At 55.0% G+C, this 26,742-nt stretch carries 23 protein-coding genes; 14 read left to right on the top strand and 9 right to left on the bottom strand.

Going from position 1 to position 26,742, the window contains the following annotated elements; genetic code table 11:
• Positions 1 to 170: 170 nt before the first annotated feature.
• Positions 171 to 2,423: a S8 family peptidase gene (locus RMR21_RS24050; RefSeq protein WP_498672558.1), complete on the bottom strand. Its 2,253-nt coding sequence runs from the start codon at positions 2,421 to 2,423 to the stop codon at positions 171 to 173.
• Entirely contained in the window at positions 2,416 to 3,387 is a 972-nt protein-coding gene (locus RMR21_RS24045) for an AAA family ATPase (RefSeq protein ID WP_498672663.1), read from the bottom strand. Before RMR21_RS24045 ends, RMR21_RS24050 begins: the two co-directional genes overlap by 8 nt.
• Before the next feature lie 278 nt (positions 3,388 to 3,665).
• Here RMR21_RS24045 and RMR21_RS24040 point away from each other — a divergent pair, with 278 nt between their 5' ends.
• Positions 3,666 to 3,890 carry a DUF2188 domain-containing protein gene (locus RMR21_RS24040; RefSeq protein ID WP_498672553.1) on the top strand — a complete coding sequence of 75 codons (225 nt, stop codon included), beginning with the start codon at positions 3,666 to 3,668 and terminating at the stop codon, positions 3,888 to 3,890.
• 51 nt (positions 3,891 to 3,941) lie between these two features.
• Positions 3,942 to 4,202: a hypothetical protein gene (locus tag RMR21_RS24035; protein WP_498672551.1), complete on the top strand. Its 261-nt coding sequence runs from the start codon at positions 3,942 to 3,944 to the stop codon at positions 4,200 to 4,202.
• Positions 4,203 to 4,221: 19 nt separating this feature from the next.
• Here the strand turns inward: RMR21_RS24035 and RMR21_RS24030 are convergent, their stop codons facing one another.
• The 3 genes from RMR21_RS24030 to RMR21_RS24020 all read right to left on the bottom strand — a co-directional run bounded on the left by RMR21_RS24030 (position 4,222) and on the right by RMR21_RS24020 (position 6,134).
• A complete protein-coding gene (locus RMR21_RS24030) occupies positions 4,222 to 4,620 on the bottom strand; it encodes a DUF2513 domain-containing protein (RefSeq protein WP_498672549.1) in 399 nt (132 codons plus the stop codon).
• A gap of 3 nt (positions 4,621 to 4,623) precedes the next feature.
• A complete protein-coding gene (locus RMR21_RS24025) occupies positions 4,624 to 4,839 on the bottom strand; it encodes a hypothetical protein (RefSeq protein WP_498672547.1) in 216 nt (71 codons plus the stop codon).
• A 164-nt stretch (positions 4,840 to 5,003) separates the two neighbouring features.
• Positions 5,004 to 6,134, bottom strand: a complete 1,131-nt coding sequence (locus RMR21_RS24020) for an RHE_PE00001 family protein (protein WP_498672545.1) — start codon at positions 6,132 to 6,134, stop codon at positions 5,004 to 5,006.
• Between the two features lie 178 nt (positions 6,135 to 6,312).
• Between RMR21_RS24020 and RMR21_RS24015 the strand changes: the two genes are divergently transcribed.
• The 6 genes from RMR21_RS24015 to RMR21_RS23990 all read left to right on the top strand — a co-directional run bounded on the left by RMR21_RS24015 (position 6,313) and on the right by RMR21_RS23990 (position 9,523).
• Entirely contained in the window at positions 6,313 to 6,600 is a 288-nt protein-coding gene (locus tag RMR21_RS24015; protein ID WP_498672543.1) for a type II toxin-antitoxin system Phd/YefM family antitoxin, read from the top strand.
• Positions 6,597 to 6,974, top strand: a complete 378-nt coding sequence (locus tag RMR21_RS24010) for a type II toxin-antitoxin system VapC family toxin (RefSeq protein WP_498672542.1) — start codon at positions 6,597 to 6,599, stop codon at positions 6,972 to 6,974. Before RMR21_RS24015 ends, RMR21_RS24010 begins: the two co-directional genes overlap by 4 nt.
• Positions 6,958 to 7,230: a prevent-host-death family protein gene (locus RMR21_RS24005; protein WP_498672540.1), complete on the top strand. Its 273-nt coding sequence runs from the start codon at positions 6,958 to 6,960 to the stop codon at positions 7,228 to 7,230. The genes RMR21_RS24010 and RMR21_RS24005 overlap by 17 nt, the downstream gene beginning before the upstream one ends.
• Positions 7,227 to 8,354 carry a site-specific integrase gene (locus RMR21_RS24000; protein ID WP_498672539.1) on the top strand — a complete coding sequence of 376 codons (1,128 nt, stop codon included), beginning with the start codon at positions 7,227 to 7,229 and terminating at the stop codon, positions 8,352 to 8,354. Before RMR21_RS24005 ends, RMR21_RS24000 begins: the two co-directional genes overlap by 4 nt.
• Before the next feature lie 23 nt (positions 8,355 to 8,377).
• Positions 8,378 to 8,824, top strand: coding sequence for a hypothetical protein (locus RMR21_RS23995; protein ID WP_498672537.1), 447 nt, complete (start codon positions 8,378 to 8,380; stop codon positions 8,822 to 8,824).
• Between the two features lie 321 nt (positions 8,825 to 9,145).
• Positions 9,146 to 9,523, top strand: coding sequence for a hypothetical protein (locus RMR21_RS23990; RefSeq protein ID WP_498672536.1), 378 nt, complete (start codon positions 9,146 to 9,148; stop codon positions 9,521 to 9,523).
• A gap of 322 nt (positions 9,524 to 9,845) precedes the next feature.
• Here the strand turns inward: RMR21_RS23990 and RMR21_RS23985 are convergent, their stop codons facing one another.
• Together RMR21_RS23985 and RMR21_RS23980 are read right to left on the bottom strand one after the other, a co-directional pair.
• Entirely contained in the window at positions 9,846 to 10,352 is a 507-nt protein-coding gene (locus RMR21_RS23985; protein WP_498672534.1) for an invasion associated locus B family protein, read from the bottom strand.
• Positions 10,353 to 10,381: 29 nt separating this feature from the next.
• On the bottom strand, positions 10,382 to 13,600 hold the full coding sequence (locus RMR21_RS23980; protein WP_498672533.1) for an autotransporter domain-containing protein: 3,219 nt from the start codon (positions 13,598 to 13,600) through the stop codon (positions 10,382 to 10,384).
• 492 nt (positions 13,601 to 14,092) lie between these two features.
• Here RMR21_RS23980 and RMR21_RS23975 point away from each other — a divergent pair, with 492 nt between their 5' ends.
• Positions 14,093 to 14,725: a LuxR C-terminal-related transcriptional regulator gene (locus RMR21_RS23975; protein ID WP_498672532.1), complete on the top strand. Its 633-nt coding sequence runs from the start codon at positions 14,093 to 14,095 to the stop codon at positions 14,723 to 14,725.
• 38 nt (positions 14,726 to 14,763) lie between these two features.
• On the opposite strand, the gene RMR21_RS23970 is transcribed toward RMR21_RS23975, so the two are convergent.
• The gene (locus tag RMR21_RS23970; protein WP_498672530.1) at positions 14,764 to 16,551 is read right to left on the bottom strand and encodes an ATP-binding response regulator; all 1,788 of its coding nucleotides are present in this window, start codon (positions 16,549 to 16,551) and stop codon (positions 14,764 to 14,766) included.
• 114 nt (positions 16,552 to 16,665) lie between these two features.
• Positions 16,666 to 17,601: a hypothetical protein gene (locus RMR21_RS23965; protein ID WP_498672529.1), complete on the bottom strand. Its 936-nt coding sequence runs from the start codon at positions 17,599 to 17,601 to the stop codon at positions 16,666 to 16,668.
• 233 nt (positions 17,602 to 17,834) lie between these two features.
• On the opposite strand from RMR21_RS23965, the gene tssI reads away from it, so the two are divergent.
• The 5 genes from tssI to RMR21_RS23940 are packed head-to-tail and all read left to right on the top strand — an operon-like array spanning position 17,835 to position 26,727.
• On the top strand, positions 17,835 to 20,237 hold the full coding sequence (tssI, locus tag RMR21_RS23960; RefSeq protein WP_498672527.1) for a type VI secretion system tip protein TssI/VgrG: 2,403 nt from the start codon (positions 17,835 to 17,837) through the stop codon (positions 20,235 to 20,237).
• A gap of 8 nt (positions 20,238 to 20,245) precedes the next feature.
• A complete protein-coding gene (locus tag RMR21_RS23955; protein WP_498672525.1) occupies positions 20,246 to 21,388 on the top strand; it encodes a DUF2169 family type VI secretion system accessory protein in 1,143 nt (380 codons plus the stop codon).
• 1 nt (position 21,389) lies between these two features.
• On the top strand, positions 21,390 to 21,797 hold the full coding sequence (locus RMR21_RS23950) for a PAAR-like domain-containing protein (protein ID WP_103588174.1): 408 nt from the start codon (positions 21,390 to 21,392) through the stop codon (positions 21,795 to 21,797).
• A gap of 38 nt (positions 21,798 to 21,835) precedes the next feature.
• A complete protein-coding gene (locus RMR21_RS23945) occupies positions 21,836 to 26,356 on the top strand; it encodes an RHS repeat-associated core domain-containing protein (protein ID WP_498672523.1) in 4,521 nt (1,506 codons plus the stop codon).
• Positions 26,356 to 26,727 carry a hypothetical protein gene (locus RMR21_RS23940; protein ID WP_498672521.1) on the top strand — a complete coding sequence of 124 codons (372 nt, stop codon included), beginning with the start codon at positions 26,356 to 26,358 and terminating at the stop codon, positions 26,725 to 26,727. The genes RMR21_RS23945 and RMR21_RS23940 overlap by 1 nt, the downstream gene beginning before the upstream one ends.
• Positions 26,728 to 26,742: the final 15 nt, after the last annotated feature.

Here is a 26,742-nt window from a genome sequence, read left to right as displayed (position 1 = left end):
ATTCCCGCCGACGTGGTAAAACGCCGGTGCTATCGCCGCAGGAGGCGCGTCAACTGCTCGACAGCCTTCCGTCCGACACGATCGTCGGAAAGCGCGACCGCGCCGTATCGGCCTGATGAACTACACGTTCGCGCGAATCGGCGCTGCGACCGGCATTAAAGCGCCGGACATCAGTTGCTGACCTCGATATCCTGATTGAGGACCGCGCTTTCGACGAAATTCCCGAGGGCCTGAGCAGTCGAGTCATAGATCGACTTGTCCCCGTCCGCGCTCGACAGAGTTAGGACGAAAGAGACGTCTTGGGGGCCAGCTTGGCTATGGTGCGTCCAGCCGAATTGATAAAGATCACGCATGAAGACCCGGGCATACAGCCGTAGGTGATTGCCGGAAAAGCCGAGGCCAGCGCCTTTTGTAAAATTCCGGCAGTGCCTTCTGATCGGCTGCCATTTGCGCAATTCGCCGCGTGCGTCTTGTTCGGCAAGGGTCGATTCCTGCATTGACCCCAGAAGCGGCGACCACTTCTTGGGTCCCGTCGGAAACGTCAGCGACGTTTCCAGCCTCGAGGCAAAATAGTTCGCGCCGCCATAGGGAGATACCAGCGGCCGCAACACCGCTGTGAGGCTTGCGCGTCCAAACAGCTTCTTATTGCGTACCAACTCCGGAGGAATGGGAATGTCGTTCCAATAGTATGCAGTTCCTGGTTCGAGTTGGGCGCGCCAGGCAAGCGTCACGCTACCAGGCGCGCAGGTCCATGGGAGATGGCCTTGGTAGGGTGTTCCCCATCCGAGCCGCGGATCATGCTCATCGCGTTCAGCAGCGTTGATCAAAAGTGCCTTTACCAAATCTGGCGTCGGTTCACGTAGCTGCGCAAATGTGTGAGCAGCCAAGGATGAAACCAGCGGTGCAGCATAGCTGCTTCCTGTCTCCACGACCCCGCCCAACATCCGGAGGGTCGAAAACCACGACAGGTCGGGCTTCATCATGCCATCGGGTCCAGGACCTGATAAGCAGGATGGGCACCCATCACCCGGCGTTCCATCCGCAAGCGCCTGCCGTCCGCCCACCACAATCGCAGCCTCGCAGTCAGCCGGCGGGTTCGGTCGCGTATGGTTGTCGGGGCCGACATTTCCGACCGAGATCACCGGAAGGATATTGGCGGCGCGTGCGAGGAGGCCGATTTCATGGCCAAGGACACTGACCTCAGACGGATCCAGGCCAACGCCGTCCTGATTTGCGGAAATATTCCACACGCGAGCTTCCGGGTAAAGGCGAGCAACTTCAGCCAGGTAATCGACCAATTCTCGCTCGTCGAAACGTCGGTTGGCATTCGCATGGGGAACTGCCTGAACCGAACCAACGCGGCAATCCAGCTCTGGCAAGGAGCGATTGCTATTCCACGCATGCCCGTGGATAACGAGCGAGCTTACGCAATTGCCATGACGGCGGTCAGCCTGCGCATTTGTAACGAATGGCGTTGCACGAAACGCCTCGGCTGCGCTGTAGCTTTGGGCATGCAGGCCGCCGTCGATAACTGCGACGACAGGAGCATTGGAAAGATTGGCGGGCGCCAGTGGCTCCGTACCTTCTCCAGGAGCTGCGACCCGAATTGGCCGGACCGGATCAATCCTGTAGGAGGCCCCTGACGCAATGAGGCGTATCAAGCCCTCCTTATTCGGGATCCGGACAGTTGCTCGGCCAACACCGGTGTTCCGATAGTCGCGCATCGCACGCGCGATGCTGGATTGGCGTGGTGTTGTCACCGGACGGGGTTCCGTGACTTCATCCGCAGACCCGATTGTGAGGCGGACGCTGGTAAACGTTGAAAGCAATATCTGCTCGTTAGACAATGCCACAATACGTTCCAGCACTTCAGCCTGTGCTGTGCGATTTCTGAATGGGGCCAGCCAGACGACGAAGAGCCGTCCATCGTCATCCTCCGGAGCAGCCTCCCACAGGTCCTTGATCGAGCGGCCCCGCAATCGATTGGCCGTATCAAAGCGCTCAAGTGCCGATACTCGTGAAATATCAGCCTGAACCGCATATCCTGTTGGACGCTCGATCGCTTGAATGAGCCGGGGCAGCGCCTTGACCTCAGCTTCGATCAGATAGCCGTTGTGAAACGGCGCGACGAGGCGACATCCGTTATCGGGTGAGAACAGGTCATCCGGTGTGTGTGTCGGAGCTAGAGAATCCTCACTAAACATGCGAACGACAAGATGCGTGAGGCCCGAATAGGTCGGAAGGTCCGCACTGTCGGCGTAGATATCACGGGTTTCCCGCGCAAGAACTTCCTGTTGGCGGCCCAGGCGCTCGCTTACAATGCTGTCGATGCCCTTACCGCGGCCGGTCGGGCTTCTGAGCGACGGGTCCATCTGAAGACTGAGGACCGGGTAAAGTAAAGGCAGGTCTCGTTCTTCAGCCATGTTGCGTCTCTCCGTCCTGCTGCTTCAGGTAGCCATAAATTGCCTGACGGGACACTCCGAGAATGCGCGCGGTATCCGCGCCGGCGATCGCGTATTTCTCCTTCAGCGTCACGGCGAGTTGTCTTTTCTGCTCGGCGTCAAGTGGATGGCGCTGAGGCGTTGCAACATGGCCCGATCTCAATTCTATAAGCGCCGAAACAACGGTCCCCAGATCAAGGTCGCGCCGTTCGTGAAGTGCGTGTCGGCGTGCTGTGAGACTGACTGTTTCGATGTCCGCGCCAGACAATCCTTCGGAGACCATTGCCAGCAAACCAGCTCGGCCGTCGTCGTCTTTATCTTCGAACAGAAAATGTCGCCAAAGGTCGGCGCGAACGCCTTCTTCTGGAATACCCAACTCAATTTTGTACGGAAATCGCCTCCAGATAGCGGGGTCGAGAAGATGTGAGTGATTTGTCGCACCAATGACAATGGAACTGGGATCCAGAGCATCAAGCGATTGAATCACGGTGTTGACGACGCGCTTCAACTCGCCCAACTCATGCCTGTCGTCGCGCAGTTTGGCGACAGCGTCCATTTCGTCTAGAAAAAGTACAGCATCTTTCCTCGGGACGAAATCAAAAACGGACCGGATATTTTTCGCAGTGTCGCCAAGCAGCGATGAAATCACGGAATCCAGCCGAACTACGTAAAGAGGGCGCGACAGCTGCGCAGCGATATGGCCTGCGAGAAGTGACTTTCCTGTGCCTGGTGGCCCAGAAAGAAGAAGGCCGAGACGCGAGGCCAACCCCTTTGCACTCAAATCTTCGATTCGCTTCGCGTCCGCTATAAAATCGTTGAACGTCCGCCACGCACCCTCATTCAGAAAAATGGGCGTGTCGGGCCAAGTCTGCTCCTCAAGCAGTGGAAGGCGGGATTTCGAATCCACCGGTAGTGTTTCCACATAACCAGATGCCTTCAAGGGCACCCCACGTTTGCGGACAAGGGCTTTGAGTTCGTTCGCTACCGCATCCTCGCCGCCCTTGGCCAGATCGCGCGCGAGCGCGTTAGCAGCACGGCGCACACGCGTGTAATCCGCAGCAAGTGCCGCATCGGCAAGCTCCAGTACATTTTTCAGCTCAATCGTCACGACCGCTCCATGTGTAAAATTCTAAGACCTATGTGTAAACCTTTTTTCGCATATTGACAATTAAAAACTAGTTAATGTAAGTTAATGTGGCACTCAAGAAAAAGGATTTTGATGCAATGACAAAGAAAAACCAGCATGTGGTACCGCATAACGGTGACTGGGCCGTTCGTGGTGCCGGAAACCAGAAGGTGACTTCCACCCACGCAACACAAGCGGATGCCGCAGCGGCTGCCCGCAGAATTGCGATTAACCAGCAGAGCGAAGTGGTGATCCATCGTCCCAACGGTCAGATCCGGGACAAGGATTCCTACGGCAACGACTCGTTCCCCCCGCGTGGCTAAAACCTGAAGCCGCCCGGGGTGAGGCGGCTTCTTTTTTCCAGGAGAAAACAAATGCAGTTCGAAGGTGCTTTAATCCGTGAGCAAGGCCTCACGTTCGCCGTTGTTATCGTCAAGCCGCATGTGCTCAACAGTGGCACCCAGGCCGATGATGTCGCGGACAGTTTCCGGCCAGCATTTCCCGGCGTTCCTATCGTGCTTATGGCGCAAAACGGGCGTGGCGTGCCGACCTATCGTGGTCGGCGTGATATCGTGAACTTTCTGTCCCGGGTGCCGGTGCGGGCCATCCCTTGGCGGCGCTACACCCTGAATTAGTTGGCGGGCGTGGGCGGAACTACAGCGAAATACCTGTCCGGTCTTCGATTTGCTTCTTGATGAAGCCTTTGGCGAGATCCTTCAATAGCTCGACTGTGAACCCGCCCGCCTTCAACGCCCCTGCTTTTGTACGGTCCCAAACATCCGGATCGCGTATGCTGTCGATGAAATCGTGGCCGGACCATGTTATCCCGTTGACGAACCAGCCACCGCCGCCTGTCTGCCGAAATTCGACCAGACCAGACTCATCCAAAAGTTTGAGATGGTAATTCCATTTCTCGGCGTCCTCGCGCGACATGGAGCCGGCCTCCTCGACGCCCAATGCCCGGCTCACTTCATTCGAACGAATGTCGTACAGTCGCTTTCCCGCCTCTATTTCCAGAAGTATCTGACGGATTAGATCCATATCGCGTTTCATTGTCTATTCGCCTTCATAGGGCTTGGTCACTCTCTTCAAGGGAGCTTCGAGGCGAAGTTTGACAACGCGACGGTTGCGTTCGATCTTTGCCAGAACTTGGCTGATGGTCGTCAGTGAAACTGAAAGCTCAGCAGCGAGCGCGGCGAGTGTTGCTCCCTCGCGTCTTTTCTGTTCGATCAAAGCATTCCGGCTGGCCTTCGAGGCGATCATCCATTTCATCTCCCTGTTCCAGCTAAACGCATAGCATGCCCATAGATGTTCCTCATTTGTTTTACGGTGCTCGTGGCAAATTACGCACAGGAGATGAGGCAGCGCATCCTGCAGACCAAGGCCTTCAATCGGCGCTGCAGCGCTTAAACCCCGACGAACAGCGTAGAGAAGGGTCAGATTACCCCCCATGCCCGAAACCTCCCCCTCCCCGTCATCTCGCGCAAGCCCAGCTCCAAAACGATCCGCCGCGCCGCCTGCGGCGTCACCTCGAGCGTCTTTGCCACCATTTTTGCCGACACCAACGGTTTGGCCATCACCAGCTCCACCAGCTCCGGCAGTTTTGAAGATGTCCGGCGCCCTTCCAGCTTTCGCTCCATCAGTGTTCGAGCCAGCGCCAGCCTGTCATGCTCCTTGAGCCCGATCTCCGCGGCCGCGATCAGCCCATGGGAGATGGCAAGCAAACGAGTCTCGCGATCGCGATGGCGGCGCCGATCGACAGGAATGGTTTTCAGGCCGAGATTGATGGCGGCGAGATGGGCACCGGTGGTAACGCCGGTCTGGCGCAATATCGACGCGGCCAATAGCCGACCAAGCCAGGGCGCGTGCTGAAGGACGGACAATTCGTTCCAGGCATCGAGGGCGACGATCGCCTGCAGCACCGCCGGCAGGTTTTCTACCTGGCGCACCACGCTCCGCCATTCGTCGAGCCGGGCATCCTCGTCCCAGTCGAGATCATAGACCAGCGGATCGGCCGGAGCCCGGCCGGGCTTTTTGGCTCGTTCGATCGCGGCGTCAGAGCGCGCGAGGATCGCATCGATCTCGGCATAGTCGACGCCGGGCAGAGTTTTGACGTCGTCACCTTCATCCCCCTCCCCTTCCGCGTCGATCGCGACTGCCGCCCGAATAACTCCGGCCGTCGTCGCCTCGTCCCCGCCGCCCGACCCGATCTCCGAGGTTTTCCGTAGCGAGCGGATGCCGTCGGCAGAGAGCGCCCAGTCCGGTGACTGGGCAGCGACGCGCCGACGGATTCGCAGCACGTCGCGGGCGATTGTCAGCTCATGGGTGGGTGTGCGAATATCTTTCGTGGCATCGTGGAGGACGAGGTCTTCGAGATGGACCAGTTCGCCGTCGATCCACAGCGATGCGCAGGCATCGGCGAAGTGGGTGCGCTCAATCCAGCCGGCGCCGACCGGCGAACGGGCGATGCGCTCATCCAGACGCGTGAGGGCGAGACCCGCCCGAAAAGCTGGCTCCATCAGGGCTGTCATGCTGATTTTCGTGAAATCATAAGTCATTGAAATCATGGTAAATGATTTGTTATAGGAACTCTATCTGTATTTTATAGTTCGCCAGTTGGTACGATTGACGGTTGGCATCCTAACCATCGATAAGTACCCCTTATCGTTTCTGATATGTACGTTTTTATTGTACATTCTCGTATCCCGTGATACAGTCGCTTACATCATGAATTCGGAGGTCGCCATGCCCCAGACCAGCTATAAAATCAGTGAGGCTCGCAAGAATTTTGCGGAAGTCCTCGAGCGTGCCAATCAGGGCGAGGAAATTGTGATTATGCGCGGCAACGAGGTCTATGCCCGTATTGGACCCGCCGTTGATGGCAACAAGCGCCCCTTTGGTCTTTTGCGCCATCGTGGCCTTCCCGACGACCTTTTCGATATTGTCGATGCCGAGCAGGCTGCGATAGACGCCGGCGACTGGAACGACGAGACAGGTGTCTGGCAGGACCAGCCTGGCGAAACAGCGCAATGAAGATCCTGCTTGATAGTCATGCGATCTACTGGTGGACCATCGGTAGCGAAAGGCTTTCTGAACGGGCACGCGCGCTGATCGAGGATAAGACGAATGTCGTCCTGGTCAGCGCCGTTTCGTTCTATGAGTTGGATAACAAGATGCGGCTGAACAAGCTCGACTTGAAGCCACAGGAGTTGCGGACAGCCGTGACAGCCAGTGGCCTGCAAACTCTTGCCATAACCGATCTGCACGCCGAGCTGGCTGCGGGCTTTGACTGGGACCATCGCGATCCATGGGATCGCATTCTGGCAGCACAGACGAGACTGGAGCATTGCGTGCTGATCTCAACGGATGTCGTGTTCGACACAGTGCTGAATGAGCGGATTTGGTGAGGCAGGGATGAGGGTGTTCATTGAAATCGAAGGGGCAGCAGAACGGCTTGAGGATCTGATTGAGCTGGCGCTCCTTGGTGATGAGATCGTGATCTGTAGAGACGGGACGCCGACTGCCTCCTTGACCTCGATCAATGAAAAAGAAAAAGCGATGGACAGGTTCATGGCTCTTGCAGAAGAAGGTCGCAAGAACGTTCCAGTCGGGGCCACATCCAACCACGACGATTTTTACGATGAGCATGGATTACCGATATGAGTGGTCTTGATCGCCGCTTACGTGAACTCGACACGATTGCAGCGGTCCTGCCGCTTGAGCGTCGCGATGAGCTTGCAGAGCTTTTGACCGATCAGGATATCGAGACGCTTCGACATCTGGTCAACGAAGGAATGGGTGCCAACACGCTGCGGGCGCTGACGTCTGACCTTGCCTATCTGCAGGCCTGGTCCATTGCAGCGACCGGCGTCTCCCTCCTCTGGCCTGCACCCGAAGCTCTGCTGCTGAAATTCGTTGCCCATCATCTGTGGGATCCCGAAAAGCGGATCAGCGATCCCGATCATGGCATGCCGCAGAACGTCGATCATCTCCTGCGTGAGCAGGGGTTCCTGAAATCCGTCGGCCCTCACGCACCCGATACGGTCCGCAGACGGTTGGCAAGTTGGTCGACGCTGACGAAATGGCGCGGCCAGCAGGGAGCGTTTACCTCACCTGCCCTCAAGCAGGCAATCCGGCTGGCGGTCCGAGCCACGCCGCGTCCGCGAAAACGGAAAAGTGCCAAGGCCGTAACCGGCGACGTCTTGGCGAAGTTGCTTGCGACCTGTGGGTCAGACAGCCTGCGCGATATCCGCGACCGGGCGATCCTGATGGTCGCGTTTGCCTCCGGTGGACGTCGGCGCAGTGAAATCGCTGGGCTGCGCAAGGAGCAGTTGACCGTCGAGGTGCCGATTGCGGTCGACGACGCCCTTTCCCTCCCTTCGCTTTCCATTCACCTCGGACGAACCAAAACGTCTGAGAGCGAAAACGATGACGTTGTTTATCTGACAGGGCGGCCGGTGGATGCACTGAATGCATGGATGACGGCCGCATGCATCGACAGCGGAAGCATTTTTCGCAAGATCGATCGCTGGGGAAACCTGTCGAAACATGCTTTGGAGCCGGGCGCCATCAATGCGATCCTGAAGCAGCGCGTGGTTATGGCCGGGCTGGAGCCCGGGGAGTTTTCCGCCCACGGGCTTAGGTCCGGCTATCTGACGGAGGCCGCGAACCGGGGCATTCCCCTGCCCGAAGCGATGGAGCAATCACGCCATCGTTCCGTTCAGCAGGCATCCAGCTACTACAACAATGCCACACGGCGCAGCGGTCGAGCGGCAAGAATGCTGTGATGGAAAGGCTCGGAATTTAGTCCATGGCAATCCTGTTCAAAACGACAATCACTGAAGACCAGGCCTTCGCAAAGATTGAGGCAGCGCTGGATACCGGTCGCGACTATGACGGCTATTTCAGTGTCGCCGACGATGACGCCGAGACCCCCTTGTCGTGGGGACCCTCCATGAGCGGTGAAGAATTTCTCGCGAAAGTAAGGGAGATGCTCGAAATGAAGTGGAAAGCAGCTCGGTTTTGGGTTGTCTATGACCGTCGAGAGGACCGTGGTGATCATGATGCCATCGTGATGCGCAATGCAGCGTTTCGGATCACCCGCGGTTATAACGGCGTCATCGTAGCTTCATTCAGTCTTCTGGGACGGAAAGACGCTTCACAAGATCTCGAACTGGTTTTTGTCTGTTTCAGAGAGGATTTCCAGCGTCGCAACTTTCGAATTCGCTTTGAGAACAAACCCATTACACCTCCGTGATACGGGGTCAGTCTCCCGAGGCGATCTGCAGTCGGCTACAAGCATTGGCGGATTTCATGCTTTCAAGCGCAGAAGCGTGAGACTCAACCTTCGTGTAGGACGTTGAAGCCGACGACGCCGCCATATATCTGAGGGACATTGAGTCCCTGCAGAAAAATCGTGATCGGCTGTTGTCAGCCCTCGGCTGATCAGAAATGAAGCCATCCGGAATATGAAGATTCAGTGGCCGGTCGAATCCCGTAAAAAAACTTGATGACCCATTGTAACTTTGTACCGCCCTAGAAATCCGGCGAAAGTGCAAAATAGTGTGAGGGCAGGATCATGAACAAGCCGCATGGTGTTGATATTTATATTTCGAGAGAGGTCAGTCTCGAAGATTCAAAGCGAGCAATATGTGAGGTTCTGGGCATCCCTGCGAGCAACATCTGGGACGGCGATGTTGTAGCTGTCGGCGAAATGCTTGATAACGGCGTCCCTGATTCATGGGCCGTTTTCTGGAAAACGGAAAGTATCGATTTTCCGATCAAGTTCGACGTTGAAGCCATCGATGGAAGAGATCACAAACTCGCACTTGGTGGTCTACCTCGGGCGTTAAATGGCGATATTGCGATCCCTGATGATGCAAGTGAAAATCCCTATGCAATGATCTTGTTTAAAGAAAACGGGACGATTGAGAAAACTTTCATTGAAGAAACCTAAGTTCATGGCGATATCGCCAGGTGTGCGACGCGTTCTGCAACAAAATGGGCAGCCATAATGAGGGTAACTCACATGAGCGCTGTTGCGGGAACAACAGGAAATGAAGATGATAAAATTGCTGATAGCGTTTTAGGTGTGAGGTGATTGAACGGATATCTGACGGCCCTGTCAGAGCCTGAGTTGTTCGGATCCCGTGCTGATTTACAAGTGGTATGGTACCAAGTTACCGGCAGAGGAATGAGCCGATAAAAGGCCAGATCAAGCACCGGAATAGAAATCCTTATGTAGGTTTTCTATTCCGGTGCTCTTCAAATCCCAACGGCTATTGTTTGCCAAGAGCACTCGTTCGCTGCAAGGCCGTTTCAAATCCTTTGAGCGACACTGAAAACACAACATCCTCGCCGCTATCGCTCGACTTGGCGGTAATTTTCAAAGTTGTTCCCGCGCGAAGTGAGGACGCAACCTTCTCGGTAAAGATCAATGAGACTACGCAGCCCACAGGAAGACAGGTGCGGAACGGCGCAGGCTTGCCTGGCGGCAGGTCGTCAACCGCGAAGGTTGCGCCGTCCGCCAATCGAAGTCCGAAAGGCAAAATCAAGCTTCCACGGAGGCTTCCATCTGCCTGAGTTCGTAACTCAGCGACCAGAACACGTTGCGAATTTGTGTTGAGTTGCGTCTGCGAAAACGCGCATTCACGCGCCTCATTTTTCGTCACGCAACGCACGCTCCAGTCGCCGTAGCTTTCTGCCAGAGAGGATGGCTCAGTCTTGACCGAGCCTGGAGACTGGGAAAATGCCGGGCCGATGGCGGCGGAGTAAACCGCCACCATCGTTATTATTTTCAGAAAGATGCATCTCATCAGAATTGCACTCTCAGGCTGGTATCAACACCGTTATTCACACCGTCGGCACCATATTCGCCGTTATAAGACACGCCTAAAGTGGCATCCTCCGAAATCGCGAAATCCAGCCCCAACTGCAAGACTGCGGTGTTTTGGGAAACAGATGCGCCATCGACAACGAAGCTATCGCTACCAGCAAAAGACATGCGAGACGTTGGGTCTGTGTCGCCGAAGGCATGTCTCCAGCCAACCGTACCGCTGGCCTTGGTGAGAACGCCGCCCAAGCTGAAATCGGAGGACGTGCGTAATCCCAGTGTCGTAAAGGTGGTGTTTGTGGTGTCTTTTTGTGAACTGAGCGCGGCGGAACCGCCACTTTCAGAAAACGCGTCTGTCCGGAGATTGACATGCGCTACGTTGAGGAAAGGCTCGAATGCCGCGACAGACGTTTGGACCTCATATCCGACCTCACCATAAACCTGCAACGAGCCGGCATTGTAATCGGCCTTCAGCTCTTGGGACAAGCCTGGGAAGTTTACAAAGCGGTCAGTCGATATCCGGTGGACCGTGTAGGCTGCGCCTGCCCTTACGCCCAAAGCACCCCATTCCTTGCTGCCATACAGACCGAATGAGTAATTATCGCTGTCTCCTGAAGAGGTGAGATCATCCGCTTCGAAACTGGAGCGGCTGTAGCCGGCAAATGCGCCGAGCCGAACATCCTGATCAACAAGTGTGTCGATACCTGTCACAAAGCCGCCGGTCGCAACGTCTGTCTTTGCTCGTCCGCCGTCCGCATCGAGACTGCTCCATGAACCGAAGGCTTTTCCCCATGCAGACCAAGCTGGATCGAGTTTCTTCGGAAGAATGGCGGCCATTGGATCTTCCTTCATCCAGCGGCCATTGTCCCAATAGTTACTGACTGGTACCGGCTTGGCGGCAACATCACCCGATGCCGCCCGTAGTCTGTCGTTTGCAGCATCTCTGATGAAATGGTTGCTTGAGACCAAGCCTGATTTCGCTGCGGCATGGGTTTCCCCGGACAGTTGATCGAAGGCACCACGCGCCTCGTCTGCACTCAGCAGCAAAAGTCGGTTATAGAGAGCAAGCGACTGTCCGCTCTGCTGCAGAGTGTTGAGCGAGCGGGCCACTGCGACCTGATTGCTTGTATCCGCAACGCTGTCGAAAAGTCCGGCTTCAGGGCTGACCGGAGGTGTTGGCGTCGGATTTGTCGGCGGCTGGGGGGGTGGATTGGCGGGCGGTTCCGGATTTGCTGGAGGCTCAGGAACCGGAGGTGTTGGCGGTTGCGGATTTGTTGGAGGCGGCGTCACCGTATCCTTCACCGAGATCCTCAGATCGATCTCTTTTTCTTTCTGATCAAGCGCCACGTCAAGGAATGCAGATTTGGAAACTGCCTGCGCAAAACTGCCTGTGATCCCTCCTTGCGATGTCAAGATCGTATAGGTCTGACCGGTCTGATAGCTTGTCGCATCATCCAGTGCAGTGACGTGGACAGCTGTATCCTGACCGATGGTGGTTTTGCCAACGCCGTCCACAGTGATTGGGTTGCCGTTCGCGTCACTACCTGCATACGCTTTAAGGGTCTCTACGTCGATACGATCACTCATGCCGTTTGCGGCAACGTCAACCTCGTAGATCGAACCTTCGAGGAAATCGAGTTCGCCACGAACCTTAATTGTACCAAGTGGATTACCGATATCGCCGGGTGAGATTGACGCACCCTTATCGACGCGTACCGAGCCGACAGTGCCAAATCCAGCAAGGCGGCCATATTTACCGGTGACGCTCGTTCCAGTATCTGCGGAGTTCAGCGTATCACCCCAGACGTCAACGCGACTGGTATAAAGTTCGTTGCCGAGGAAATCCGTGATGACTTGTCCGGTTTCGCCACCGATCACCAATGTGCCGTCACGCACTGAAAAATAGCTTGGGTCCTTGAATACCGAATCGTCGTCATCAATGATAGCAGTCCCAAGATCACCCTTGATCACAAGTCTACTGTTGCCATCGACAATGACCCGTCCTGCATAGGAATTAAACGATCCATAGCCGGTGAGGTCCCCGGTTAGAATCGTCTCACCCGCAAGACTGACAATTGAACCGTCACCGACAATTTTGTTAGAGAATTCGTAGGCTGTCTCGGTATGATTGAAAACAATCCGACCAGATCCCGACCCATCAAAATCGACCAGGGCCCCTGGATTAATTTTTCCCGCAGCCTCCGTATTGATAATCTTAGGTATACCAGCCAGAGAATCCGTATCAATCTGGCCGCCAATGACGAGATAACCATCGTTTCCAATGTTGATCGAGTTGGCGACGTTCAGCGAACCTCCCTGTGAAACGACAACATGGCCATCGTCTTCAATTTCGATCTTGTCTGAGATGTTGATGGAGCTTGCCCCACCTGTGACAATCAAGTCTGCGTGGGTATCAAGGGAGGCAGTCGACGTAACGAGAGTGCCGCCGTCCGAAACGCTCAGACTTCCGCTCAAGTCAAATGCACCGGTGTTTGTCCAATTTGATCCCTGACCTTTTATATTGACCGCACTGGTACCAACGGACGCATTACGCAATCCGATACCAGCGTAGTTAGTTAGGATGGATCCGCCATTTTCGACTGTGATGGAATCCTCTTCGTCTCCACTTTGAGCTGTGGTGAATGTGTCAGTTGAAAGGACAGAACCTACGCCCGTCACCAAAAGCGTGCCACGTGAATCCATCCCGTCAGCGAGGTTCACCTCCCGTGCGTCGACTTTTCCGCCGTTCTCGATGATCAGAGTACCATCGCCGCCGGTTGTGCAAAACAGCGAATAACCATTGCACCCGCCACCAATTGTCAAAAGGTTACCGAGGACGCTTGTTGTCCGACGGACATTGAGCTCGGAGCCCGGACCGGAGACAGTGACTGTGGCCTGAGAACCGCCTAAACCACCAATGATAACTCTGTTATCAACCAGAACCTTGGCACCGTTATTGATATCCAACGAGACGCCCTTATTGTTGAGGCCAACAATGAAGTCATCCTCGAATATATTATCGGTGCTAATTGTGGTGCTGCCATTGTCATGGATAAAGTCATTTGCGTCCTGAGACATCGCTGTTGACGTCAAAAGTGCAAGCGAGGCCGGAATAAAAACCGCTGCACGGCGGGTCACCATCAGCGCCGTAGAGTTTGATAGGGCCTGATACAGGCTCCCTTTTTTGCTTTTTGGGGTCAATCGTTTTTCTCCATAATCATGCCGGCGCACGCAATGCGTATGCGGTAGGTTAGGAGCGAGGATTAACCACAGGTTACAAAGCCAAGCCATTAGTACGGATGTACTACTCGATTATACTAAACCGAGAGACGTAAAAGAATGGGTTCAGTTTTTCTATAAACCACGCCTCTGATGAGACAACCCATTTTTAATCGGTATCTCAGAAGCCAGTCCGCCATGCTATTTTTCAGAGTAAGGGTTTCAGAATTTTCTTTTTTAATTAATGATAATATACACTTATATATCAGCGGCGCTTTAGAGATAAGCGGCGGCGCGTTCAAATTGCCCTCGACTATGATTCATAAGAAGATATCTTGTTTTAGTTGATTATAATTTTACTTTTTTCATCCATAGGTTTTTGTTACAGATGCGAACAAATAGTACAAACGTGCTAGTGTTATCGACACCACGCACTGCTATAGGTCCCGCCTAAAGACCTGAGAGGCGAATTGTGTGAACGCAGAAACAATCGTCGTCGTCGATGATCATCCAGTCTTTAGAGACGGCATGACGTCACTGATCCGACGAAAACTCCCTGAAGTGGTCGTTGTGAACAACGAGACGCTGGAAGAGGCTCTCAACTTCGCGAGAGAGCGTAACGAGCCGCCTTCGATGTTTCTGTTGGATCTCTTTTTCTCAAAGCACAGTATCCTGGACACGCTACCTGCGCTGAGACAAGAGTTCGCTCGGTCCTCGATCGTTGTCGTGACAATGGCGGACGATCCAGCGACGATCAACGCAGCGATGGCGTGTGGCATCAACGGCTTCATTAACAAGGCCATTTCCCCGCAGGCTATGTTTGAGGGGCTCGAGGCAGTGCGAGCTGGCGATCTTGTCGTATTGCTCCCACACAACACGCCTGCGCAATCATTGAACCGGACCACATTAAGCGAAAGACAGTTTATCGTCCTGCAATTAATAGCCCAAGGCAAGACGAATAAAGAAATTGCTCTGGAACTTGGTATTTCCCCTTTCACAGTCCGAATACACGTTTCGGCGTTGTTCAGAGCCCTTGGCGTGACCTCACGTGCCGCAGCAGTCACGCAAGGGGTTGCGGAAGGGCTGCTAAAGACGTGGCCTCTTTAGGCATCTTTTTGTCAGACACCAAGACGGGGCTTACGAACCTAACTGCGGTCTCTGAACTCCACGAAGGCAGCCATGATGATTGAGCGAAGTTCTGCTGGGCGCACGGGCTTTGACAGAATTGGAATACTATCATCTGACAATTCTTCTCGCACGCGAATGGCATCATGGCCGCTCATCACCACCGCTGGCAACGACCAACCTACCATTGTTCTTACCGCGAAAATGCAGTCGCTGCCCGTTCTACCCTCCCCAAGGTCGAAGTCCGTAATCACCAGGTCCCAGGAACCAGGCTGGACCGGAATGTTGATTTCTTCCTGTACCTCACAGCCCCACTTCCGCAATAGGCTTGCTGTCGCCCGCAAAACAGCTTCGTCATCTTCGACAAGAAGAACATGCAACCCAGTCATAATACCGATGTTGCGCGGCGACTGTTTGATCGGAGTTGGTGCTGAAAGCTGCTTTGAAGACACTTTCAAACCTGCCAGAGTGACGCAGGTACCACGCCCTGGAACAGAACGAAGCCGTACGTGCATGTTCATAAGATGTGCCAAGCGTCTCACGATCGGCAAACCAAGACCCACACCATCCACATCCCGGTCTCCACGTGCCCGAACCTGATAGAATTCCTCGAAAACCCTTTGTTGATGCTCCTCCGATATGCCAGGGCCCTGGTCATAGACCTGCACAGCCAAGGTGCCCTGTTCGCGTCGACAACCGATTGTGATGGACCGGCCCGGCGCATATTTGATCGCATTGTTCACAATGTTCTGCAGCATCGTCGTCAGCAATGCACGATCCGTCATAACAACGGCATTGCAGCTTATGACACTGAGTTTGCAGTCGTTGAGTTGCGCTGCTTCGTTGTTTTGCTGCAGCACATCATCAAGAATCTGCGCAATCGCGATCGCCTCATATGTCGGAACGACCTTGCCGCTGTCGAGAGTAGAGACGTCAAGCAACGACTTGAACAAGCGAGATACGCTCTGCAAAGAACGATCTATATTGTCCACCATTTGTAATTCGCTTGCCTGCAAGTTGGCATCGCGAAGACACGCCGTGAAAAGACTTATGGCATGAACCGGCTGGCGAAGATCATGGCTTGCCTGGGCGAGAAAACGCGACTTTGAAATGTTTGCTTCCTGCGCTGCCTGATAGGCGCGGTGCACCCGATCCAGCAAGACGTATATATAGGCTGGCACCAGAACAGCAGTCGCCGTCAGCGTCACGACGATGTATGGATTCTGTCGCATATAGGGATTGAAAATCGTAGCGACAGCTATCGATAGAAGAGCCACGACTGTTGAGGCAACAAGGTACCGAGGACCGAAACGCAACCCATTACCGACCGCAACCCAAAGCAAAAGCGCGAATATCGGCAGCATTGTAGCGCCGCCTACGGACATTGCGTAAGTCAGTGCAGGCATGTCACAAAAAATGGCGATCGTGCGCCGCCAAGGACGATTGCTCGGGCGGGTTTTCATCCACCACAACACGAAACAGGAAAACGGGAGATAGACTAAAAACAGAATTGTTATTCCAGTCGGTGGAGCGATCCGCAATCCGCTATAAGTGGTTGGTGCAATATAAAAAGCTGCCAAGGCAGAAATGATGACCCTGACGACGGCCTGTTTAACCTCTTCGCTATCGTCTTCGCGGGTTCGCAACAGACCGATTGCTTGACCTGTACCACTGACAAAATTCTGCAAATACGCTTTTCGTGCCATATTGCCCTCTCTAATTTCCACCCGATATTCCGTGACATAATCCCGGAAAGCTTTTCTGTCAGCGGCCCATTTCTGCGAAAATTCAAAATTGACGGATGTCATCAGGTGTCTTGTGGGAGGAGGCTACGAAGTAGTCCACGGAAAACGCTTGTGTGGACCAGAGAAACGCGACGCCCTGATGATGATAAACGTTGCGAGTGAAAGCTGGTGCCTGTTTCAGCGTGGGCAATTGGATCTTGAATTTTTGGCCGCCTCCACAAATACCAGCACGTTGAAGCCCTCCCCTGCATCGAAGCGGTTGTCATCCAGAAGGTCGTTGCCCTGCGCTTCCATAAACCATCTTGCTGTATCCGCGTCATAGAGCTCTGCAACCGCCGCCTCGATCTTCGATTTGACCTCGCTCAAAGCCTCAAGCTTGCCGAGCTTACGTGTATTGACCTGCATCAGCTTGCGTTTGGCAGACTTTCCGCCATCGGATACGAACACCGAGAGCCTGTTATGATGGTAACGCTTGACGCGAACCCGCAGCCGCTTCGGTCGCGTCCTGTCGAAGTCATCGTTGATCACCTGGATGCGGGCTTCGATCTCGTCAGCAGTGAGATGCGTTTCCGGCATCACGTCGCTGACGGGGATGAGATCGTCGGCAAAATGCTCCAGCGCCACGTCTGCTGCGTGTTGGGCATAGGCCAGATGTGTCACGGGCAGATCGGCCAGCCATTTGCGGCGTTGGGCGATGGCCATGGATTTCGCGGCAAGTTCACCGAACTTCGACACGCTGAAGTTCTCGCGCTTCTGACCGTCATTTGTCATCAGTGTCGCCTGCCACGCTTCACCCTCGCGGCTCTCGATCCGGCGCACCCCGGAGATGCCGCTCTTGTTGGTCTTGCGCAGAAGAACGGCCTGCTCATGATTGGTGGCGGGCGGTATGGCTTCGATGATTGCATCGCGATAGGCGCGGGCCGCTCTGTAGGCAACTTCATCGCTGCCATAGACACTGTCCTTGAACAGCCGCACGATCTTGTGCCCGCGGCGTCCGAGGCTCACCCACCAACTGGCCCCGCGACGCTCGTTGGCCTCTTCACGATGAAGGCCATAGCCTTCGGCATCATGCTTCGTCTGCGGGCTGTGCGCCTTCGCGCGTCTTTTGGGCATTGTGCTGTCCATATCAACAAGCGCCATCAGCGAATCCCCATGTCCCGACCGCATCCATCCTCATAAAACTAGATGGCAGATTACGGCAGGTTTGGGACTGCGGAACGATTTTCCGCCTGATTGGTTGTACAAACGGCCAAGCCTCCTTGGTTTTGCCACAATGATTGATTGCATTCCGACCAGATTTTGACAGCTGATTGATATTTTACTCTATCCGATCACCGGGGTTCCCCATGACCGACCAGCCATCGTCCGCCGATTTCATCCAGGCCAGCCGTGTTTTGAAGGTCAAGTCGCCGCTGGGCGAAGACCAGTTGCTGCCGGAGCGGATGGTGATCAACGAGGGCGTTTCACAGCTGTTCGAGATACAGCTGAATGTCCGTGCCAAGAAGGAAGCGGTGAAGCCGGAAGAGCTGATAGGGCGTCTGGTTGATGTGTCGGTGGAGGTGCAACAGGGCGAAGATGGTGGTGGCGTCCGCCGCCCGTTCAACGGTCTGGTGACGGACCTGCATGAGGGACCACCCATCACCCGTGGCCTGCGCTCCTACGCCATGACCATTCGTCCGCAGATGTGGCTCTTATCCCGCCGTTCCGATTGCCGCATCTGGCAGAACCAGAACTCGATCGATATCGTCGAAACGCTGTTTTCCGAGCACGGCATTCCCGCCCCGGACACCTCGGGCATCATCAAACCTCCGCCTGCACAAATCTACAGTGTTCAGTTCAACGAGACCGACCTCGACTATCTCTTGCGGCGTTTCGAAGAGGACGGATTATACTATTTTTTCAGCCATGAGGACGGCTCTCACAAGCTGCATGTGGCCGATACCGCCAATGGATGGCTTGGGCCATCGCCGTCCGCTCAGGGCGAAGGCAGAGTGAGACTGGCACAGGGATCGTCGGATCGCAACCACATCAATGACTGGGCCCGTCGTTTTTCCTATGTGCCGGGTCAGCGCGCAGGCGCTGACTGGAATTTCGAGACACCGAGCATGGTGCCGGGCACCATGACACCCTCATTGGTGCAGATGCCGGATGCGACCAAGCGGGAGCTTTACGAGTACCCTTCCCGCATCAAGACGGTGGAAGAAGCAGAGCGGGCGCAGAAGCTGCGGGTCCAGGCGACAGAGGCCGATCATGACCGGGTCTTCGGTGGTTCGACATCGCGTATTCTCGAAGCCGGTCGTCGCTTCACGCCCTACGAAGAAGCCCATCCCGAGCACGAATACGAAGAGCATGTGATCATCAGAGCCAGCCACACCATCGTGGACCGCTCCTATGAGACCAACAGCAACGAGCCGGAATACCGCAACCAATTCGAGGCCATTCCAGCCCGCGTGCCACTGACCCCGCACCGCACGACCAAGCGCCCGAAGATCGAGGGCACGCAGGTCGCCATCGTCGCTGGTCCCGAGGGAGAGGAAATCCATCCGGATCAGTATGGCCGTATCAAGCTTTGGTTCCCTTGGGACCGTAAGGCGAAGAAGGACGGCACGGATACCTGCTGGGTGCGGGTCAGTCAGGCATGGGGCGGAGGAACATGGGGAGCGCAGGTCATACCCCGCATTGGCATGGAGGTGATGGTTGCGTTTGTCGATGGTGATCCGGACAAGCCGCTTGTTATTGGCGTGGTACCAAACCCTGCTAACTCTGTGCCCTACGACCTGCCAGCCAACAAGACCCGCATGGCGATCCGTTCCAATACTCACAAAGGCCAAGGCCATAACGAGCTCACCTTCGAGGATGAAAAGGGACAGGAAAATCTATTCCTGCACGCCCAAAAGGATCAGACGGTCAAAGTTCTCAACAACCAGACCAGCCGTGTGGACGCCAACGCGGTCCACTCGGTTGGCACGAACCAGTCTCTGGAAGTGGGTTCCAATATGAGCCAGCAGGTGGGCGGTGGCTTGAACATGGTCGTCGGCGGTGTTGGCGGTGCAGTCAACGCTATTGCGGGGGGATTGCTCGCTGGCCTCTCCGGAACAAGCGCTAGCATGCTACAACATGCGATGTCACTGGCTTCCGCTGCGGCACAAGACAGCCCCTCATCGGAAAACAAAACCCTTGCAGCAGCACAAGCAGCAAGCGGCGAGGCCTCTGCTGAATCAGGTAGCGGAGCAACTGACTTTCTTTCTCAGGCCGCAGGTTACACGGGCCTTATGTCTGCGGGTGCTTTGGGCACTGTCGCCTCATCAATCGATACAATACGCGCGGGAGTTAATGACGCTGCCGTCAGCGAGTTGCGCACCGATGCCGGTGATGCGATGCGATCGGCAGGTTCGGGACTCGGATCGCAGGTCGCCTCAATGATTGGGCAGGGCGTTTTCAACACGCTTGTCAGCCGCATGCAAAACACCAGCGTCGGCATGGCTCAGACCGAGCAGGTCGGCGTCGCCAAGGTCGTCACTGTGGGCCAGGTCTATAATCAGACGGTCGGGCACACGAAGAATGTTATGATCGGCAAAGAGTTGTTTATCGGCGTTGGCGGCGGCAAGGACGAAGATGGTAATGACATCCCGCCAAAATCCATCCTGATCATGAAAGATGACGGTACAATTGTTCTGAAGGGTGTACGCATTTACGTCGAGGCCGACAGCCACATTCAGCTCATCGCTCCGATGATCGATAACAATTAGGTTTGTCCATGCCCCAATTGGTCAATTACACCCCCTTCCCCAACTTCCGATATTACAGCCGGGACAGGAAAGATCGCGAATTTGGTATCATTGTCGTTAAAGCGACCTATGAGCTAGGCCCATCGGGGCTCCTCATGGTCGCAGAGGAGCAGGCACCAATGGTGTTCACTGACCTGTGCCATGGTGCCGTCAATGTGACTTCGCTTTGGCATCCGTCAGATATGGTGCCCAACAAGCCTGCAACCGACATAATCGTCAATGCCGTGGCAAGAGCACCCAGTGGAAATCCGCAAGCGTCATGGAGATGTGGTCTTCGAATAGAAGACGGTGAAGATGTCCGTCTGGAAAAATATCTTCGTGTTACCGGGCCGCGGTATTGGCAACCGCAATGGAAGCGAAGATTATCCGAAGGCGAAAAAAAGGAATGGCAGCGACATAGGCGATACTTCGATGGCTGGGTGCTATCGGAACCGACACCCGTAGCGGACGTGCCACTTCATTACGAGTATGCATTCGGAGGAGAAGTTCCCCAAGGGCAAGATGTAGATGGCAAGCCCCTGTTCGATACCGATCACCGAAATCCCCTGGGCCGTGGCAAGGTCGATCCCGAATGGACGGACCACACCATACAAGTCGCAGCACCGCAGATAGAAAGCGTGCATGAACGGGTGTCAGATCCCTATGAGAAAATGACCCCGCAAAACCTTGGTCCAATCCCGCCCGCGTGGTTGCCGCGTCGCCCACTAGGTGGAAATTATGACCAAAACTGGAAAGATAATATCTGGCCAGCCTGGCCCCCCGATTATGATTTTGCCTACCACAATTCGGCACATCCGGACCTCATCCTCGACCCCTATCTGAAAGGTACAGAGAGAGTGATCCTGAGCGGATTAAGTGCCCAATTCGATGAGGTGCGCTTTCACCTTCCAGAGGGACAGCCGATGGTTGATCTTGTCGCACCAGACGGCCGGGAAGTTCAGCAACCCATGGTTCTTGATACCGTGTTTCTGGATATCGCCGCCAGGAAAATAGAGGATTGGCGCGTCTATTTATCATGGCGCCTCAACTTCGAGGTTGACCGTTTTGAACAGGCCAAAATCTTCTCTGTGAAAACGCCTCAAGTCATTCAGAAAACACCGGAAGGAGCATGACATGAACCAGGCCATGGTTTCGGCTCGACGTTGCCCCTCTAACGTCATTACTTCGACAGGCCCAGATGTTTGCAAGACGCCGGTTGGTTCAAGTGTCGAAGACGTTGCCTATTGCTCGATGGTCAATCTCGAGAGAACCGAGCGCTTCACCCCAACCGTTCGAAACAACGGGAAGTTCGACTGCCAACTGAACTGCGCCGTGCCGAACGTAACCGGACATGAGCCGGGCGTTCTCAGGGGAACCGTCAACCCCGGATATAAAGGCTGGGCGCTTATCGAACAGGGCTCCAATTTTAGCTACTCCATGGGATTTTCGACATGGCATCATCGGCAGGAAGCCTGGATCAACCGTTCCGATCCCGGACCACAAGAGCCGCAGAAATCTATTGGGTCCTTTGAGCCCACCTGAGAGCCAACGCCCCCCTTTAATCTATCAGGAGCCTCACGATGAATGACAAGCTCGACGGCCAGGCGGGGCGAACGCCAGAAATGCTGACGGGTCTCAGCGGTGATCTAGTAGACGAGAGGCTTGTACCAGAGCCACCGGCAGGTAAAAAATACCTTCGACGTCGCGTGCTTATCAACGGCCAGGAACGCGATTTAGAGGGTAGTTACCTTGCAAAGCGGGACGGTAATGCGCGAGCATTGCTCGTCGTTGATGCAACTGCTCCACCTACGCCGAATTATTCAACGGTTTTAACGCAGGAGGCGAGAGAGCTTGCTGCGAGGGAGGGGCTTTCTGAGGCAGAGGCTCAAGCCGCCCTCATTGAACTCGCTAACGCCGCTCAGTGGTATAAGGACCAAGGAATTTCAGCTCCTAGAGTTGAATACAACTTCAATGCGTATCAACGCGGTGAGGCGCTGACTTGGAGCGGAAACGTCGTGGGGAAGACGTTTGATCAAATGGGATCTACAGCGGGCGATATGGTCGCGGGTGGAGCACAAGGCTTCTTCGTTGATACTCCTAAAGCAATTTACCAGATTTTTCGACATCCGATCGAAACGGCGAAGGGAATATGGCACGCGGCTACGAATTTAGGAGAAACGGTCGATAAAGCCGTAGCTGACCTCAACGAGAGCGCGGAAAAAGGAGAAGCCGGTTTTGCGATCGGCAGAATGTGGGGAAACCTACTAGGTGGAAAAGCTATTGGCTCTTTGGGAAAGGCAGCACTAACCAAAGCTGGTTCTGTGCTTACGGCAGGTGAGCCAGTATCTGTCGCGAACGGCGAATATCTTGAGACATGGTGCGACTTCGTGGTGCCCGGAACTCTGACGTTTGATGGCTCCCGGTATATGGGTCTCAAGCTTGCTCTTCCCAGCGACTATATCAGTCCGCTTGGACCATGCCAGGTTTCGATGTTCGACGAGGTGTTTTCCAATCCGAAGTCAGGACAGCTTGTTTTCCACAATGCCGACGGCAAGGTAATTTTGTTCGATCGGCCGTTCAACTTCTTGCCATCGACCAATTCCGCTTATCCAAACTTGGAACTGAAAGCGCCGTGGCTTAAGCAACTGACCCTGAAAGAAGGGCGCATCACCAGGCACTTCCGGCAATATGATGACAAGATCTATCGGCTGGAAAAGATCACAGACCTCAATGGCTTCGACCTGCTCCTGTCTCGCAATGATGACGGATGGCTCGAGCGGGTTGACGGTCCTGATGGACTCTTGCTTCTGTTCAATAATGATGAAAACGGTCAGCGCCTTTCCATCACACTCGTCGGAACAGACGGCACTGAGCTCGAATTGGCTCGATATAAATACGATCAGAAGGGGCGTATGGTTTCCGCCGACTGCGACTATGGGATGTCGGTGCGGTATTCCTGGCATGATGACGCAGATCTGCTCTCCTCCTGGCATAACGTAACGCGGCAGTCGGAAACGCATTTCACCTACGATGTGGAAGGTCGGGTTATTCATACCCGCACCAACGGCATGTGGAATGACGACAGCTTTCGCTATCAAGACGGTGAAACGATTTATCTTCCCGGCGGAAATGAAGGCTCGGCGCAGCGCTTCCGGTACGATGAAAATGAGAACATCACCGAGGAAGTCGATCCGCTCGGCGGTACCGTTGCACATAGCTACAGCCGCGCTGGATTCAGGAAGGCGACAACCGACGCAAATGGCAACACAAACCGTACGAAATACGATCAACGCGGCAATGTTGCAGAGCAGACCGATGCAGAAGGCCGCACCACGACATTCATCTGGGGCGATAACAGTGAACTTCATCTTGTCATCGATGGTACCGGCAACCGAAAATCCTACCAACACGACACACATTCGAATGTCGTTGCCGAGACAGACGCCGAAGGCAATGTCACACGACTTGTTCGCGACAATCTCGGTCATATTGTCGAAACTCATTTTGCCAATGGTGCCGTCGAGAGTCGGACCTGGGACAAATATAATCGCCTGGAAACCATTACCAATACGAAGGGCAACACCACCCGTTTCGAATATGACGCGTTAAACCGCCTGATCGCAACGATCAGCCCGAATGGATCGGTAGCGCGACAGAGTTACCGGGCAGGCGCCGGTGGTTTCGATACCGTCAGCGAAATGGTTCGTCCCGATGGCATCCGGGTGGCACGAAGCTTTGATGGATCAGGCCAGCTTGCAAGCGTCACCGATGGCGAAGGCCGTCTCTGGACCTATCGCTATGGTGCTTTCGGCGTACTCGAGGCGATCGTTGATCCGAAGGGCGGTAAGATCAAGCTTGGCACGGATATAGAAGGACGACTGATCTCCGTTACCAATGCTGCAGGCCGCGTTTACAGCTATGAGCGCGATGCCGCGGGCCGTGTCATTCTGGAAGAAGATTTCGATGGCCGCGCCTGGCGCTATGGTCGCGATCCTGCCGGTCAGGTGACCGAAACGATCAAGCCCGATGGCGCAAAGCTGCGCTACGCCTACGACAAATCCGGTCTCATCAAGCGGATCGAGACGTTCACGGTCAAGGACGAGCCAGAGGATGTCACGCGCTTCTGGTATGACGGGCGCGGTCTGCTGACGGGTGCCGAGAACAAGGCGGCGCTGGTCAAGTTCGAGCGTGATCGCAATGGCCGCATCATTGGCGAGACCCTGAACGGCAAGCGGATCAAATCGAAGCGGGATGCCATGGGCAACCGCATCCTGCGCGAGATCACAGGCCTTGGCGGTTCGGTTGTCGACTATCTGCGAGACCCTCTGGGCGCTGTCGAGCGCATGGTTGCCGGTGATACAGAGTTCACCTTCAAGCATGACAGTCTCGGTCGCGAAACCGAACGGCGCATGGGTGGTTTTAATCTGCTACAGCGCTTCGATGCCGCAGGTCAGTTGATCGCCCAGGCAGCAGGTCCAGCGGTTGCCAGCAATCTCGATGTCTCCCGCCTTGGCTGGACCATCCCCTCCTCTTCCGGTCCACGCTCGGCGCGCGCCAAGCCCGGCCAGATCCGCCGGCTTTACGAGTATGACCGCGCCTTTGCTCCCATCAGCATTAATGACAGCACATGGGGGGAACGGAAGTTCACCTATGACGACAATGGCCAATTGACGGATGCCGACGCCACCTTCGGATCCGAGCGCTACCAATATGACGAAGCCCGCAACGTGGTGGGTGCTTCCTCATCCATCTTGTCCGACCCTGCTGCGACACCCTATGGGCGGGAGTTCGACGAGACCTTCGGTTCTTTCATCCCTGCCCCCAAGCCGTCCGGCTGGCAGACGTCGCCCGGTGGCATCGTCCAGATTGCCCGTGGACCGAAGGGCGAGCGCATCCAGTTCAAGCATGATGACTGCGGCCGGCTGATCGAGCGGCGGGTGGAGCGCGACGGCTTTCGCCCGCAGCGTTTCCGCTATCGCTGGGATGTGCATGACCGGCTGGTGGCCGTCACCACGCTGGAGGGCGAGGAATGGCTGTTTCGCTATGATCCCTTCGGGCGCAGAATATCGAAGGTCCGTCGTTTTGCCGAGCAGGAGCGCTATTCTGCAGCCCTTCGCTGGCGGGGTCTCGTCGAAGATGATGGCGTCCCGATCGCCACCCGTCCGCAGGCAGACGAGACGGATGCCGAAAACACCGTTCCCACGGTTGGTACTGCATATTTGTGGGATGGCGACCATATGGTGGCAGAGGCACCACTGCGGCTCGATGGCCACATTGCCTGGGATGAAGCCACACATTGGCACTTCGAGGAGAACAGTCATCTACTGCTGGCCAAACAGCTACCGTCCAGGGAGATGCTTGCGATCGTCTGCGATCATCTGGGTACGCCCAAGGAGATGTTCGACCAACAAGGCAATCTCGTCTGGGCGGCCGATCACCATGTATGGGGCGCCGTTCGTGCCACCCGCACCTATGGTGCGCTTGCTGCAGCGCCAAAGCATCAAAGAGAGCCGGATGAGTTGTTCTGCCCTTGGCGGTTTCCGGGACAGTATGAAGATGCAGAGACAGGTCTCTACTACAACCGACATCGGCACTACGATCCGCTGACCGGGCAGTATGCCAGCCCGGATCCGATTGGGCTAGCCGGTGGAGATCGGCCGCAAGGGTATGTCGTTAATCCAACAACCCAGACCGATTATTCGGGTTTAGCTGCGAATTTGTCAAAGAATCCATTTTCGTTTACCCAGACGACTGCCAGCCCAAGGTTTAGTGCGGAAGGTGCATTCAGTGGCAAGACGGTAAACGATGTGGCACAAATGTTGAGAAAAGGCGAACTTACGCCCGAGCAGATCCCGGTACAAATAATCGTAATTAATGGACGAAACCTAGTTGTAAACACACGTTCGTCACTTGCGCTTCGTCAAGCAAATATTCCGGTCGACCGTTGGAAGTTGATTGATCTATCCTCAGATTCCGCAACACAAGCCGACATGGCAGCACGTCTTGCCCGAAACGGTTTGTCCGACTTTGGCACCCCATATATTCGAATCACCGGGTCCGGCTCAAAAGCTAGCACTTATATAAGTTCAGGAGATAACTAATGGAAATCATCTGGGACTTTCCCTCCCCACCCACATCTCTTTATGACGGTCCTGTCTTAAAAAGCCAAGGCGGTCGACAATTTTCGCTTGAATTCTCTTTCGAGAACGAAAGAGGTGATATTGAAAATAAGTGCTTCACGTTCAAAAACGTATGGGCTTATAGGTGTGATTTTCTCTACGCGATCCGACGGGATCTCATGGAAAAATCATACGGCAAACTCGTAGAGCTTCCCAGTCACGCTTGGCTGGAAGAAATAAGATACAAAGAGGGGCAGTACGGCTCTTCTGCGGTATTCACAAAAGTGTTCGTAATTACATTTGACGACGGTCCTTGTTATCAGTTTCTTTGCGAACAAGTCTCCGTTACGTAGTCAACCTAAATAGCC

The sequence above is a fragment of the Agrobacterium sp. rho-8.1 genome, from assembly GCF_033957725.1.
Lineage (GTDB): Bacteria > Pseudomonadota > Alphaproteobacteria > Rhizobiales > Rhizobiaceae > Agrobacterium.
This window is presented reverse-complemented; position numbering and strand designations above follow the sequence as displayed.

What these genes read in the sequence shown, in the direction of transcription:
- RMR21_RS24050 (WP_498672558.1), bottom strand. Translation starts at nt 2,423, where the DNA reads ATGGCTGAAGAACGAGACCTGCCTTTACTTTACCCGGTCCTCAGTCTT.
- RMR21_RS24040 (WP_498672553.1), top strand. Translation starts at nt 3,666, where the DNA reads ATGACAAAGAAAAACCAGCATGTGGTACCGCATAACGGTGACTGGGCC.
- RMR21_RS24035 (WP_498672551.1), top strand. Translation starts at nt 3,942, where the DNA reads ATGCAGTTCGAAGGTGCTTTAATCCGTGAGCAAGGCCTCACGTTCGCC.
- RMR21_RS24030 (WP_498672549.1), bottom strand. Translation starts at nt 4,620, where the DNA reads ATGAAACGCGATATGGATCTAATCCGTCAGATACTTCTGGAAATAGAG.
- RMR21_RS24025 (WP_498672547.1), bottom strand. Translation starts at nt 4,839, where the DNA reads ATGAAATGGATGATCGCCTCGAAGGCCAGCCGGAATGCTTTGATCGAA.
- RMR21_RS24020 (WP_498672545.1), bottom strand. Translation starts at nt 6,134, where the DNA reads ATGATTTCAATGACTTATGATTTCACGAAAATCAGCATGACAGCCCTG.
- RMR21_RS24015 (WP_498672543.1), top strand. Translation starts at nt 6,313, where the DNA reads ATGCCCCAGACCAGCTATAAAATCAGTGAGGCTCGCAAGAATTTTGCG.
- RMR21_RS24010 (WP_498672542.1), top strand. Translation starts at nt 6,597, where the DNA reads ATGAAGATCCTGCTTGATAGTCATGCGATCTACTGGTGGACCATCGGT.
- RMR21_RS24005 (WP_498672540.1), top strand. Translation starts at nt 6,958, where the DNA reads ATGAGCGGATTTGGTGAGGCAGGGATGAGGGTGTTCATTGAAATCGAA.
- RMR21_RS24000 (WP_498672539.1), top strand. Translation starts at nt 7,227, where the DNA reads ATGAGTGGTCTTGATCGCCGCTTACGTGAACTCGACACGATTGCAGCG.
- RMR21_RS23995 (WP_498672537.1), top strand. Translation starts at nt 8,378, where the DNA reads ATGGCAATCCTGTTCAAAACGACAATCACTGAAGACCAGGCCTTCGCA.
- RMR21_RS23990 (WP_498672536.1), top strand. Translation starts at nt 9,146, where the DNA reads ATGAACAAGCCGCATGGTGTTGATATTTATATTTCGAGAGAGGTCAGT.
- RMR21_RS23985 (WP_498672534.1), bottom strand. Translation starts at nt 10,352, where the DNA reads ATGGTGGCGGTTTACTCCGCCGCCATCGGCCCGGCATTTTCCCAGTCT.
- RMR21_RS23970 (WP_498672530.1), bottom strand. Translation starts at nt 16,551, where the DNA reads ATGACATCCGTCAATTTTGAATTTTCGCAGAAATGGGCCGCTGACAGA.
- RMR21_RS23965 (WP_498672529.1), bottom strand. Translation starts at nt 17,601, where the DNA reads ATGCCCAAAAGACGCGCGAAGGCGCACAGCCCGCAGACGAAGCATGAT.
- tssI (WP_498672527.1), top strand. Translation starts at nt 17,835, where the DNA reads ATGACCGACCAGCCATCGTCCGCCGATTTCATCCAGGCCAGCCGTGTT.
- RMR21_RS23955 (WP_498672525.1), top strand. Translation starts at nt 20,246, where the DNA reads ATGCCCCAATTGGTCAATTACACCCCCTTCCCCAACTTCCGATATTAC.
- RMR21_RS23950 (WP_103588174.1), top strand. Translation starts at nt 21,390, where the DNA reads ATGAACCAGGCCATGGTTTCGGCTCGACGTTGCCCCTCTAACGTCATT.
- RMR21_RS23945 (WP_498672523.1), top strand. Translation starts at nt 21,836, where the DNA reads ATGAATGACAAGCTCGACGGCCAGGCGGGGCGAACGCCAGAAATGCTG.
- RMR21_RS23940 (WP_498672521.1), top strand. Translation starts at nt 26,356, where the DNA reads ATGGAAATCATCTGGGACTTTCCCTCCCCACCCACATCTCTTTATGAC.